The sequence below is a fragment of the Lysinibacillus contaminans genome, from assembly GCF_001278945.1.
Classification (GTDB): Bacteria; Bacillota; Bacilli; order Bacillales_A; family Planococcaceae; genus Lysinibacillus; species Lysinibacillus contaminans.
Window position 1 is genome coordinate 728,513 of sequence record NZ_LGRV01000003.1, and the last position, 13,914, is coordinate 742,426.

The 13,914-nt window shown below is 40.7% G+C and carries 11 protein-coding genes; 10 read left to right on the forward strand and 1 reads right to left on the reverse strand.

What is annotated here, in order from left to right:
- Positions 1-22: 22 nt before the first annotated feature.
- On the reverse strand, positions 23-259 hold the full coding sequence (locus AEA09_RS05855) for a DUF2627 family protein (RefSeq protein WP_053582944.1): 237 nt from the start codon (positions 257-259) through the stop codon (positions 23-25).
- A gap of 304 nt (positions 260-563) precedes the next feature.
- Between AEA09_RS05855 and AEA09_RS05860 the strand changes: the two genes are divergently transcribed.
- The 10 genes from AEA09_RS05860 (at position 564) to AEA09_RS05905 (ending at position 13,914) form a co-directional block, all read left to right on the forward strand.
- Complete coding sequence (locus AEA09_RS05860) at positions 564-1,658, forward strand: Leu/Phe/Val dehydrogenase (protein WP_053582945.1); 1,095 nt, start codon at positions 564-566, stop codon at positions 1,656-1,658.
- A 211-nt stretch (positions 1,659-1,869) separates the two neighbouring features.
- Complete coding sequence (lpdA, locus tag AEA09_RS05865; RefSeq protein ID WP_053582946.1) at positions 1,870-3,297, forward strand: dihydrolipoyl dehydrogenase; 1,428 nt, start codon at positions 1,870-1,872, stop codon at positions 3,295-3,297.
- Between the two features lie 73 nt (positions 3,298-3,370).
- On the forward strand, positions 3,371-4,387 hold the full coding sequence (locus tag AEA09_RS05870; RefSeq protein WP_053582947.1) for a thiamine pyrophosphate-dependent dehydrogenase E1 component subunit alpha: 1,017 nt from the start codon (positions 3,371-3,373) through the stop codon (positions 4,385-4,387).
- Positions 4,387-5,370 (forward strand): alpha-ketoacid dehydrogenase subunit beta, encoded by a 984-nt coding sequence (locus AEA09_RS05875; RefSeq protein ID WP_053582948.1) that lies wholly within the window; start codon positions 4,387-4,389, stop codon positions 5,368-5,370. Before AEA09_RS05870 ends, AEA09_RS05875 begins: the two co-directional genes overlap by 1 nt.
- A 380-nt stretch (positions 5,371-5,750) precedes the next feature.
- Positions 5,751-7,088 (forward strand): dihydrolipoamide acetyltransferase family protein, encoded by a 1,338-nt coding sequence (locus AEA09_RS05880; protein WP_053582949.1) that lies wholly within the window; start codon positions 5,751-5,753, stop codon positions 7,086-7,088.
- A gap of 118 nt (positions 7,089-7,206) precedes the next feature.
- Positions 7,207-8,910, forward strand: a complete 1,704-nt coding sequence (locus AEA09_RS05885; RefSeq protein ID WP_053582950.1) for a methylmalonyl-CoA mutase family protein — start codon at positions 7,207-7,209, stop codon at positions 8,908-8,910.
- Positions 8,907-11,060 (forward strand): methylmalonyl-CoA mutase, encoded by a 2,154-nt coding sequence (gene scpA / locus AEA09_RS05890; RefSeq protein ID WP_053582951.1) that lies wholly within the window; start codon positions 8,907-8,909, stop codon positions 11,058-11,060. The genes AEA09_RS05885 and scpA overlap by 4 nt, the downstream gene beginning before the upstream one ends.
- Positions 11,060-12,151, forward strand: coding sequence for a methylmalonyl Co-A mutase-associated GTPase MeaB (gene meaB, locus AEA09_RS05895; protein WP_053582952.1), 1,092 nt, complete (start codon positions 11,060-11,062; stop codon positions 12,149-12,151). Before scpA ends, meaB begins: the two co-directional genes overlap by 1 nt.
- Before the next feature lie 184 nt (positions 12,152-12,335).
- Positions 12,336-12,776 carry a BrxA/BrxB family bacilliredoxin gene (locus AEA09_RS05900; protein WP_053582953.1) on the forward strand — a complete coding sequence of 147 codons (441 nt, stop codon included), beginning with the start codon at positions 12,336-12,338 and terminating at the stop codon, positions 12,774-12,776.
- Positions 12,777-12,936: 160 nt separating this feature from the next.
- Positions 12,937-13,914 carry an aromatic acid exporter family protein gene (locus AEA09_RS05905; RefSeq protein ID WP_053584625.1) on the forward strand — a complete coding sequence of 326 codons (978 nt, stop codon included), beginning with the start codon at positions 12,937-12,939 and terminating at the stop codon, positions 13,912-13,914.

Here is a 13,914-nt window from a genome sequence, read left to right on the forward strand (position 1 = left end):
TCGGTTTAGTAGATAGCTATTTTTATTTTTTTTGGAAGCGTGGAGCCACTTTTCCTTTTTTTCGATCGCGGTGTAGTAAAAATCCTGCGAAAAAGCCAAAGCCGACAACGAAGAAAATGATGCCAACAACAAATTGTAGCCATAAAAATGGGAAAGGTGAGATGAGCTTACCGAATAATGTATCACGCATAAATTTAATGCCACCCGCAGCCATAAGACCGGGAACTAGCATTACGATAAATGCAGCAAAACGAGCCATGCATGTCCCTCCTCTTACCTATTTCTAATTGTACCTGCGGACGAAGGAATGTCAAGAAATGTCGTGGTTAGCAAAAAGGCTATAAACATGTTTAATGTGGAATAAATAAGAGGTAAATATACTGAATCTTTAGAAGATTCTTTCTTAAAAGAGAAAATGTAATAATAGTTGCGAAATTATGAAATTGTCAGTATTGTAAAATTAAATGGAACATAGTTTTCCATTTCAAATAATTTTTACTATTATTTATGATTGATAAGATTAGCATCTCATGTAAACTTTCTGAAGCAAAGGGGCTGTTTTTATGGAAATCTTCAAGTATATGGAAAAGTATGATTATGAACAGGTAGTATTCTGCCAAGATGAAGCATCAGGACTAAAAGCAATTATTGCTATCCATGATACAACACTTGGACCAGCACTAGGTGGTGCGCGTATGTGGACATATGCTACTGAGGAAAATGCGATTGAGGACGCACTACGTTTAGCGCGTGGCATGACGTATAAAAACGCAGCAGCCGGCTTAAATCTTGGTGGTGGGAAGACTGTAATCATTGGCGATCCTTTTACAGATAAAAATGAAGAAATGTTTCGTGCATTAGGGCGTTTTATTCAAGGGTTGAACGGACGTTATATTACTGCAGAAGACGTTGGTACGACTGTTACAGATATGGATTTAATCCACGAAGAGACAAATTACGTAACAGGTATTTCACCTGCTTTTGGGTCATCTGGTAATCCGTCTCCTGTAACGGCTTTCGGCGTATATCGTGGTATGAAGGCAGCAGCAAAAGAAGCATTTGGCACAGATATATTAGATGGACGTACAGTATCAGTTCAAGGGCTCGGAAATGTAGCTTATAAACTTTGCGAGTATTTACATAATGAAGGCGCAAAGCTAATTGTTACTGATATTAATCAAGCGGCAATAGACCGTGTTGTAACTGATTTCGGTGCAGCAGCAGTCTCACCAGATGAGATTTACGTGCAAGACGTGGACATTTTCTCACCATGTGCACTAGGTGCAATTTTAAATGATGACACAATTCCTCAGTTAAAAGCAAAAGTAATTGCTGGTTCTGCAAATAACCAATTACAGGAGTCTCGTCACGGCGATCAATTACATGAACTCGGTATTGTTTATGCACCTGATTATGTAATTAATGCAGGGGGCGTTATTAACGTAGCAGATGAGCTTTACGGCTATGACAAAGATCGTGCAATGAAGCGCGTTGAGGGTATTTATGATAGTATCGAAAAAATATTTAGTATTTCAAAGAGAGACAATATACCGACATATATAGCAGCGAATCGATTAGCAGAAGATCGAATTGCGCGAGTGGCAAAATCTCGTAGCCAGTTTTTAAAAAATGAGAAAAATATTTTACACGGTCGTTAATGACAGCAAATTAGTCATGAGAAGTCGATTTATCTTCATTCATCAAACATTCTTAGTGACAAAAACGAATTTTCAGCCACAAATGTTTTGCACTGAAATCGAAGTGGCAATTGCAAATGCCGATTGAATGAATATAATGTCTCCTGACGCAATTACGCGGAGGTGTAATTGATCGACCTCTCCTCTTTATAGATAAAAGGGGGAATTGTTTATGGCTCAAAATTATGACGTTGTGATTGTTGGTGGCGGTACCGGGGGTTATGTAGCAGCTATTCGTGCAGCTCAGCTAGGTCTTAAAACAGCAATAGTTGAACGTGAAAAGCTTGGTGGTACATGTTTACACAAAGGCTGCATTCCTAGTAAAGCGCTTCTACGTAGTGCTGAGGTCTATCGAATGGCCAATAAAACGGCAATTGAATTCGGTGTTGAAATAGAAGGGGTAACATTACAATTTGACAAAGTACAGGCAAGAAAGCAAGCAATTGTTGAACAGCTTAGTCAAGGTGTGAATACCTTAATGAAAAAAGGGAAAATCGATGTGTTCGAAGGAATCGGTCGAATTTTAGGGCCTTCCATTTTTTCACCAATGCCTGGCACGATCTCTGTAGAGTTTTATAATGGTGAAGAAAATGAAATGCTGCTACCTGCGAATGTAATTATTGCAACAGGCTCGAAGCCAAGGGGAATAGATGGACTACAGGTTGATGGCAACTATGTGATGAACTCAGACCATGCACTAATGATGTCTACATTGCCAAAGTCATTACTAATCATTGGTGGTGGTGTGATTGGGATTGAATGGGCCTCGATGTTGTGTGATTTTGGTGTTGACGTAACGGTTGTGGAATTCGGTCCAACGGTTTTACCAGCGGAAGATACGGATGTAGTGAAGGAATTAACAAAGCAACTCGAGAAGAGAGGCGTACGCTTTGTTACGAATGCAAAGTTAAATGTCTCTACTTTTAAAGTTGAAAATGATAGCGTTTTCATTTCTGCGCATGTAGAAGGAAAAGAAGAACAGTTCAAGGCAGATAAGTTACTACTTTGTGTAGGAAGGGAAGCAAATACACAAGGCTTTGGTTTAGAAAATACAGACATTGAAGTAGAAAATGGTTTTATCAAAGTGCGTGAAACATACCAAACGAAAGAGTCCCATATGTATGCAATTGGAGACGTTATTGGTGGGTTACAACTTGCGCATGTTGCTTCACATGAAGGATTGTTGGCAATTGAACATATTGCAACAGGGAAAACAGAAGCATTGGATCCATTGAAAGTCCCAAAATGTGTGTACTCCTATCCCGAAGTGGCGAGTATCGGTTTAACTGAAAAAAATGCTATTGAGCAAGGGTATGCATTGAAAATAGGGAAATTCCCATTCAAAGCGATAGGTAAGGCGCTAGTCAATGGTGAAACAGACGGTTTTGTGAAAATTATAGCAGATGAACAAACTAACGATATTTTGGGTATTCATATGATAGGACCACATGTGACAGATTTAATTGGGGAGGCATCGCTTGCAAAACTGTTAGATGCCACACCGTGGGAAATTAGCCAAGCGATTCATCCTCATCCTTCATTAAATGAGGTTTTAGTGGAATCTGCGTTAGCTGTAGATAATCGTGCCATTCATTTTTAACAAGATGTCAGCGGTGAGCAGGCAGTGCCTGAGTAACTAATGATTTGCTTAACAATACGAAAGGGGTGTTCGTATGCAAGAAGTTCAAATTAGACATGAAGAATTAGGGTTAACAAATGAAGATGTACTTGCCATGTTTGAAACAATGTTAATGGCAAGACGCTTAGATGAACGTATGTGGTTATTAAATCGTTCAGGAAAAATTCCGTTTGTAATTTCCTGTCAAGGACAGGAAGCGGCACAAGTGGGTGCTGTATTCGCACTAGATAAAAATAAAGACTATATTGCACCGTATTATCGGGATATGGGTGTAGTTTTACATTTCGGAATGACGCCGAGAGATTTAATGTTATCAGCTTTCGCGAAAGCAGAAGACCCAAACTCAGGGGGGCGTCAAATGCCTGGGCATTTTGGACAAAAGAGAAATCGTATTTTAACGGGTTCATCACCGGTAACGACGCAAGTGCCACATGCAGTGGGTGTTGCATTAGCGGGACGTCTGCAAAAAGAAGATTTCATAACATTTGTGACGCTTGGTGAGGGATCGTCTAACCAAGGCGATTTTCATGAAGGGGCTAACTTCGCGGGTGTGCATAAGTTACCAGTCATTATAATGGTAGAAAATAATCAGTATGCGATTTCTGTGCCGGTAGAACGGCAGTTAGGCTGTGCAAAAGTATCGGACCGCGCTATTGGTTACGGAATGCCGGGTATTACTGTAGATGGTAAATGCCCATTGCAAGTATATAAAGTTGTGAAGGAAGCAGCTGAGCGTGCGCGTAATGGAGGTGGCCCGAGCTTAATAGAAACGGTGACCTTCCGTTTAACAGCACATTCTTCAGATGATGATGATCGCCAGTACCGAACTGCTGAAGATATTGCAGAAGGTAGAGCAAAAGATCCAGTGGTTTTATTTGAAAAATATTTGCGTGAAGCGGGTATCATGAACGATGCGTTTCGTGCTGAAATAGAAGATCGCGTGATGGCTGAGGTGAATGATGCGACAGATTATGCAGAAGCAGCACCATATGCAAAACCAGAGGATACCTTGAAGTATGTGTATGCACCAACGGACGGAGGTGACGTGTAATGGCAATTATGTCTTATCTTGATGCAATTACGTTAGCGATGAAGGAAGAAATGGAACGTGATGAACGTGTTTTCATTTTAGGGGAGGATGTTGGTCGTAAAGGCGGCGTATTTAAAGCAACAGCTGGACTTTACGATCAATTTGGTGAATATCGTGTTTTAGATACACCACTTGCTGAAAGTGCTATTGCAGGTGTTGGTATTGGGGCGGCTATGTACGGAATGCGCCCGATAGCAGAAATGCAATTTGCGGATTTCATTATGCCAGCAGTGAATCAAATTGTGTCAGAGGCAGCGAAAATCCGTTATCGTTCGAATAATGATTGGTCTTGTCCGATTGTGATACGAGCACCATTTGGCGGTGGGATTCACGGAGCACTGTATCATTCACAATCAGTGGAAGCTCTCTTTGCTGGAACGCCAGGCTTGAAAATTGTTATTCCGTCAACACCATACGATGCAAAGGGCTTATTAAAAGCAGCTATTCGCGATGAAGATCCAGTGTTGTTTTTCGAGCATAAACGTGCGTATCGTCTTATTAAAGGTGAAGTACCATTAGATGATTATACGTTGCCGATTGGTAAGGCAGATGTTAAACGTGAGGGTGAAGATATCACAGTGATTACTTACGGATTAGCGGTGCATTTTGCCTTGCAAGCAGCGGAACGACTGGCTGCAGACGGTATTTCTGCTCATGTTTTAGATCTTCGCACTGTGTATCCACTGGACAAAGAAGCAATTATAGAGGCGGCAAGTAAAACAGGCAAAGTATTACTAGTCACAGAGGATAATAAAGAAGGTAGTATTATGAGCGAAGTTGCGGCCATAATTGCTGAACACTGCTTATTTGAATTAGATGCACCCATTAAGCGTTTGGCAGGCCCTGATGTACCTGCTATGCCATATGCACCGACAATGGAAAAGTTTTTTATGATTAATCCTGATAAAGTAGAACGAGCGATGCGCGAATTAGCTGCATTTTAACATTTTTCAGTAGAAGATTCCTACCTCAATAGGTGGTGAGATGAATACTGATTTGTATTGTCTATTCAGTGGGCGAAGGAACGCTTACTGAATAAAGTTAAAGCCTCCGGCGGATGTCACAGATTTTGAAAGGTAGCTAAGGATGTTAGCCTAAGTACGTCGCATCCATGCGACAATTTATCTGCCCGAAAGCGGGGCGACAGGAGCAATGGCTAACTGACCTGCATCACACAGGTCCAAGCACACTTCAAAATCTGGACGCAATGTTTATCTGCGCGAAAGCGAAGTGATAACGAAGCGTCAGCGGCAGATTTTTTTGTACCGAAAGCGTAGCGGCAGGTACAATTACGCCGAGGCGTAATTGATGGGAGGAATAGATGATGGCGATTCAAAATATTACAATGCCGCAGCTTGGAGAGAGTGTAACAGAAGGCACGATTGAAAAGTGGCTCGTACAGCCAGGCGATACGGTAAAAAAATATGACCCATTAGCAGAAGTTGTCACAGATAAAGTAAATGCTGAAATTCCATCTTCCTTTGAAGGAGTTATCTCCGAGCTTCTAGCGGAAGAAGGGCAAACGCTACCAGTTGGTTCAGTCGTTTGTTCCATCGAAATCGCTAGTGACAGCGAATTACCACCGCCACCACCACCAAAAAAGTCAGCGGTGAGCTCAGCTATTTTAAATGCAGGTGTACAGAAAAAACAAGAAACACCAAAACCATTACCGTCATTGGTACAGACGGAGAAAACAGTACGTTCTGATAAAGCACGCTATTCTCCTGCGGTGCTACGTCTAGCTCAGGAGCACAACGTTGAACTAGATCAAGTTATGGGAACAGGTGAGGGTGGCCGTATAACGCGTAAAGATATACAGCAGTATATAGATGCAGGGAGCATATCGACAAATATCCCATCCCAAACTGTATCAATCCAAACGAATGCAGATACTATTTCATCTGCACCTGCAACAAACCCATACGAAAAATCAACTTCACCACAACCAGCAGCACAAGGTAGGGATATTGAAATTCCAGTAACGAAGGTGCGCCGTGCTATCGCAAATAATATGGTTCGTAGTGCACAGGAAATACCACATGCATGGATGATGATGGAAGTAGATGTAACCGAATTAGTGACCTATCGTGATAGTATAAAGACTGAGTTTAAACAAAAAGAAGGCTATAATATTACGTATTTCGCGTTCTTTGTGAAAGCAGTAGCGCAAGCATTAAAAGAATTCCCAATGTTGAATACTGTTTGGGCAGATGACAAAATAATTCAAAAGCATGCCATTAATATTTCCATTGCTGTGGCGACGGATGATGCATTATTCGTGCCTGTTATAAAACACGCTGACGAAAAATCGATAAAAGGCATCGCAAGAGAAATTCATGACCTTGCAGAAAAAGCACGTTTTGGAAAATTAGCTATGGATGATATTCAGGGTGGAACATTTACTGTAAATAATACGGGCGCTTTTGGCTCTATGCAGTCTATGGGCATCATTAATTACCCTCAAGCAGCTATTCTTCAAGTGGAAAGTATTGTTAAAAAGCCGGTCATTTTACATGGTGGTATGATCGCTGCAAGAGATATTGTGAATTTATGTTTATCTTTAGACCACCGGATATTAGATGGTTTGATTTGTGGGAAATTTCTAAATAGAGTGAAAGAAATCCTCGAAAACACAAATAAATCTTCGACGTCTGTCTACTGACATTTACTCGGAAACCTGTTATATAACGGTTTCCGGTTTTTTTATGCTTTTCGACACGCAATTTGTAAGGTAGAATAACAAATAGAAACTACTAAGGGGGGAAGCTATTAGCGACCGCATGTCAAACAACATGAAAAATATTGAATTTGAAAAGCCATCCTATTCAGAATGGCAAGATGCAGCAATCAAAGCTTTAAAAGGGAAACCATTCGAGTCTCTTTTAACGAAAACAAGTGAAGGAATTACACTTGAACCACTATACACACAAGAAAGTCTTGTTGCAAAACTTGGTGAAGATCTTGAAAAACAAGTTGCCACAATCCGTTCCCTACAAAATTCTTCTGTATTTAGTGTGGCTCAGCAAGTGTATGCAGATTCTAGTGAAGCCTTCTTTGGTCAACTTGATGAAAGCTTAGCTCGAGGTAATGAAGTTGTGACAATTGATAGTCGTGTAAACTTTGATTGGTCTGAAAAAGTAATAGCACAATTAGCTACTTATTTATCGGAATATTCATTTAAAATAACGGTTGAACATGCTAATGACCCATTACTAGCAGTATTCAATAAAATTGATGCTAGCAAACGAGAAGCAGTAAAAGGTTATATTGTATCGAAAGAGCCAGTTATACTTGCGGATTTCCCAAATGTACGAACTTATGGCGCAGATACAATCTTCTATCACAATCAAGGAGCACATGCTGTACAAGAATTAGCTTATGCGCTTGCAACAGCAGCAAAATATGCAGAACAAGCAGAAAACTTTGAAGCATTTGCAAAGAAATTCTACGTTTCATTTGCCGTTGATACGCAATTCTTTACAGAAGTCGCAAAACTTCGTGCTTTTAAAGTTCTTTGGAAAGCGTTCTCATCAGCATATGGTGTCACAGAAAATATAAAAATACCAACATTAGCGGAAACTTCACTTCGCAGTTTCTCTAAATTAGACGTTTATGTCAACCTACTACGTGTAGCAAATGAAGCGCTTTCAGGTCTAATTGGCGGTGCGGATATCTTTACAGTTCACCCCCACGATGCGCTAACAAAACCAACAGAGCAATCTGTTCGTATTGCGCGTAACGTATCATTAGTATTAAGAGAAGAAACGAATGTCTTAAAAACAACTGACCCAGCAGGTGGCTCATACTTTGTAGAATCTTTAACTGCGGACTTTGTGAAAGAGGCATGGGCATTATTTTTAGATATTGAAGCAGCTGGTGGTATTGACGCTTACATAGCATCTGGTAAATTAGCAGAAGAGTTAGAAGCTTCTTATCAAGCACGTGTAAAAGCAGTACAAACACGTAAACAATCATTAATCGGTACGAATATTTATGCAAATCCAGCAGACGTTCTTGAAAACGCAACAAATCCACTGTTTGCAGATATTAAGCGCATTGCTATTCCTTTTGAGCAATTACGTGCTGAAATGACTGCGGCTGACGCGAAAACAGGAATCTTAACATTAGGTTCACTAAAAAGTTCGAAACCACGTGCAGATTTCGTATCGGGTTTCTTAAATACAGTTGGTTTAGTACCAGAATTAAGTGGTCAAATTGCAACAGCAGATGAAGCAGTAGCTTGGTTACATACAACAGAAGCGAAATATGTTGTGATTGCAGCAAACGACGACAATACAAAAGAATTGTTACCGGCAATTTTAGCGGGTAAACCTGAAGGTGTTGTAGTAGACGTAGCCGGTAAATTTAAAGACGAAGAAGAAGCATGGTTAGCAAATGGCTTAAATGGCTTTATTTTTGCGGGACAAAACATCATTGAAAAATTAAACTCTGTGTCTGCTAGCATGAAGGAGGTAGAGCGATGAGCAAGCCAAATTTTAGTACAGTTGAAATCGAAAAAGTATTAACAGCGGATGCACCTGAGGCGTCTGAAGAAATGTTCATGACGAATGAAGGTATTGAAATAAAAGATATCTACACAAAAGAAGATATCGCAGATGCAAAACACTTAAATGACGTGGCTGGACTTGCACCAAACACACGCGGACCATACCCTACTATGTATGTAGCACGTCCTTGGACAGTACGTCAATATGCTGGATTCTCAACAGCAGAAGAATCGAATGCATTTTACAAACGTAACCTTGCGATGGGTCAAAAAGGTCTTTCTGTTGCCTTTGACTTAGCAACGCACCGTGGCTATGACTCTGATCACCCACGTGTAACAGGTGACGTAGGTAAAGCAGGGGTAGCTATTGACTCTGTAGAAGATATGAAAATTCTATTTGACCAAATCCCACTAGATCAGATGTCAGTTTCGATGACAATGAACGGTGCGGTTTTACCAATCCTTGCATTCTATATCGTAGCTGCTGAGGAACAAGGGGTTTCACCTGACTTATTAGCAGGAACAATCCAAAATGATATTTTAAAAGAGTATATGGTGCGTAATACTTATATTTATCCACCAGCAATGTCGATGAAAATTATTGCAGATATTTTCGAGTTTACTGCGAAATTTATGCCGAAATTCAACTCGATTTCTATTTCTGGTTATCATATTCAAGAAGCTGGCGCGACAAACGACATCGAGCTTGCATATACACTAGCGGATGGCCTCGAATACGTACGTACGGGTCTTAAAGCAGGTATCGACATCGATGCCTTTGCACCGCGATTATCGTTCTTCTGGGCAATCGGCATGAACTATTACATGGAAGTAGCTAAAATGCGTGCAGCTCGCCGTATTTGGGCACAAATGATGTCTACGTTTAATCCGAAAAACTCAAAAACATTAGCTTTACGAACGCACTCACAAACGTCTGGTTGGTCTTTAACTGAGCAAGATCCATTCAATAATGTGACACGTACATTAATCGAAGCAAATGCAGCAGCGATGGGGCATACACAATCCCTACATACCAATGCATTAGATGAAGCAATCGCACTTCCGACAGACTTCTCTGCGCGTATCGCTCGTAATACACAGCTATTCTTACAAGAAGAAACGGGTATGACGAAAGTAATCGATCCATGGGGCGGTTCGTATTATGTTGAGAAATTAACAGATGAAATCACAAAATCTGCATGGGCTTTAATCGAAGAAATTGAAGAGCTAGGTGGAATGGCGAAAGCAATTGAAACAGGTCTTCCAAAGATGAAAGTTGAAGAGGCAGCGGCAAAACGCCAAGCGAAAATCGACTCTAAATCAGAAACAATTGTCGGTGTAAACAAATACCGTCTAGATAAAGAAGAACCAATCGATATTCTTGATATTGACAACACTCTTGTACGCCAAAAACAAATCGAGCGCTTAGATGCAATGAAAGCAGCTCGTGATGAAGCAGAAGTACAAAAACATTTAGCGCGTCTGACTAAAGCAGCACAAGATGGTGAAGAAAATTTACTAGCCGTAGCAGTTGATGCAGCGCGTTCACGTGCTTCTCTTGGTGAAATTTCTGATGCTATCGAAGCCGTTTCTGGTCGTCATAAAGCGATTATTCGTTCAATCTCGGGTGTATATTCTGCAAACTTCTCTGACGCAGAGCAAATTACAGAAGTTCAACAAATGACTGAAGAGTTTAAAGAAAATGAAGGCCGTCGCCCGCGTATTCTTGTCGCAAAAATGGGGCAAGATGGCCATGACCGTGGCGCAAAAGTTATTGCGACTGGCTATGCTGACTTAGGGTTTGACGTAGATATCTCGCCACTATTTATGACGCCTGAGGAAACAGCGCAAATGGCAGCAGAAAATGACGTTCATTGTATTGGCGTATCATCATTAGCTGCTGGACATAAAACATTAGTGCCAGCACTAGTTTCAGAACTTGAAAAACTAGGTCGCGAAGATATTATCATTATCGTTGGAGGCGTTATTCCAGCACAAGACTACGAATTCCTTTATGAAGCTGGCGCAGTAGCAATCTTTGGACCAGGTACAGTAATTCCAGTATCTGCACAAAAAATTATCGAAGAAATCTACAAACGTTTAGGGTATGAGGAAGTGTCTGAATAATGGACAAAAACAAAGGAATAGAAGAAAGTGCGCTTTTTGTTATGGATGGCGTTGAGGCAGCTCACGACGGTATGCAATCCGGTACACCTAAAAAATTCCGAAAGAAAAAAGTAGAAAAAATAGATATTCAAGAGCTTGCCCGTGAAGTACGTGCAGGCTCTCGTACGAAACTGTCGAAAGCAATTACGCTCATTGAAAGCTCGAATGCTGATCATAAGGCACAAGCACAAGAGCTATTACAAGAGCTTCTAGCGCATACAGGAAACAGTATCCGCATTGGAATTACTGGTGTGCCAGGTGCAGGGAAAAGTTCGTTCATTGAAGCTTTCGGTACGATGCTATGTGACATGGGGAAAAAGGTAGCAGTTCTTGCAATCGATCCTAGTTCTTCATTATCGGGAGGCAGTATTTTAGGTGATAAAACACGGATGGAAGAGCTCGTGAAAAAGCCAAATGCATTCGTCCGTCCCTCACCGTCAGCAGGTACCCTTGGGGGTGTCCACAAAAAGACGCGTGAAACAATGCTTGTCTGCGAGGCAGCGGGCTATGATGTGATTTTAATTGAAACAGTCGGTGTTGGGCAAAGTGAAACGTACGTCCGAGGTATGGTTGACTTTTTCTTATTGCTTGTCTTAACGGGCGCTGGAGACGAACTACAAGGTATGAAAAAGGGCATTATGGAGTTAGCTGACGCGATTGTTGTGCATAAAGCGGATGGTGACAATGTACGTCTTGCGAAAAAGACTGTTTCCGAGTATAAGCAAATTTTACACTTCTTACAACCTGCAACTCCAGGGTGGATGTCTACTGCATTACCAGTCAGCTCATGGGAAAACCGAGGACTAGACAAAGTTTGGGACACGATTGGTGAATTTAAACAAACAGTCGTAGCGAATAATTTTTGGTCAATTCGACGTCAAAATCAAACAAAAGAATGGTTCCAATCGATGATTACCGACCATTTAATTGATTCATTTTATGGTGATCCTGCACGTAAAGAACAAGTACAGCTTCTTGAGCGTCAAATCCTTAATGGACAATTGACGGTTACTCAAGGTGTTGATAGTTTGTTCTGCGACGACAATATATAGAAATAATGCACTCATTTTAAGCGCAAGTAGGTGCACAAAATCGTAACTTACTGCTATGATAAGAGATGTATCAATTCGACAAAAATTTTGTTGAATACTAGCGGCGCAAAGGTAACCTAAAAAGCTTTCTTATGGATACTTTTGCAGCGATCATTGGCTCAAACTTGAAAGGAGCGTATCATTTATGAACATGGATTATGATTTATTTATGCAAGAAATTTTAAAAACAGCGCGCGGAGAAATGGAGGCTGCTGGTTACGAACAACTTCGTACACCGGAAGCTGTTGAAGAGGCTTTCGCACGCCCAGGAACAACTTTAGTAATGGTGAATTCAGTATGTGGTTGCGCCGGCGGTATCGCTCGTCCAGCTGCAGCAAACTGCGTACATTATGATAAACGTCCAGACCACCTTGTAACTGTATTTGCTGGGCAAGATAAAGAAGCAACGGCGGCGGCTCGTTATCACTTCGGCGAAGACCACCTACCATCTTCTCCATCATTTGTTCTATTAAAAGATGGACAAGTAGTAGCAGAAGTTGGCCGTTATGAAATCGAAGGTCATGATCCAATGTCCGTTGTGACAAATCTGCAAGCAAACTTCGAAGAATATTGTGATGAGCTTTAAGTAAAGTTTTGCTAAGGCGCTTTATGCGCTTTAGCCTCAATTTCTTTTTAATTTTTGCAATATTGGCTCATATTTATAAGTCGGAGGATTGAGGGGTAAGCTAATTTTGTAATGGATGTAAAATCCTTATAAAGCCTGCATAGATGGGAGGCAGTTGACCCTGAGAAAATTTTCAATCGGCTATCGTACATTAAAAACTGCAATTGGTACGGCTATTGCGATAGCTATTGCACAGTATTTCAACTTAGACTTTAATACTTCAGCTGGCGTTTTGACAATTTTATGTATACAACCGACAAAAAAGAAATCTCTTGAATCCGCTTATACACGCCTTGTTTCAGGTATTGTTGGCATGCTTTATGCATTTATGTTTTTTGAGTTATTTGGTTATCATCCACTTGCTTTAGCAGGGATGCTACTGCTCTATATCCCGACGATCGTGTCGTTAAAGGTGGAAGACGGCTTTGTATCGAGTGCGGTTATTATTTTGCATGTTTACTCAGCTGAAAGCTTTTCAATGGGGCTGGTTTATAATGAACTCGCATTAATGGCTATTGGTTTCACCACGGGAATAGTGATTAATATGCATATGGGAGATATAGGTAAAGAGTTAGAGTATTACCGTGTCAATGTGGAAGAACTATACCGCAAAATTTTCAAAGAAATTGTTTCCTACTTAAGAGAGGGTGATACCCTCTGGGACGGCCGAGAAATTATTGAGGCTGTTCAAGCATTAAATACTGCGAAGTCACTAGCGTTTAAAGATGTAGAAAATCATTTTTTGCGACGTGAAAATAATTATTATGTTTATTTTGATATGCGTGAGAAGCAACTTGAAATAATTGAACGTGTATTACCAAAAGTGACTGCACTTCCTGTTATAGTACAAGAGGCCGATCTTGTAGCGGACTTCATGGAGGATTTGGCAGATAACGTACATTCTGGAAATACAGCGTATCATTTTCGAGAAAAGTTAGAGCTTGTGAAGAAGGAATTTGCGCAGTTACCACTGCCTAAAGATCATCAGGAATTTTTAGCACAAGCAGCACTCTACCAGTTTATCGAGGAGATGGATCGTTATTTAGAAATTAAGCAGTCTTTTGAAGGGTTGAAGGTAAAAAATGCGCGTACACAGTAG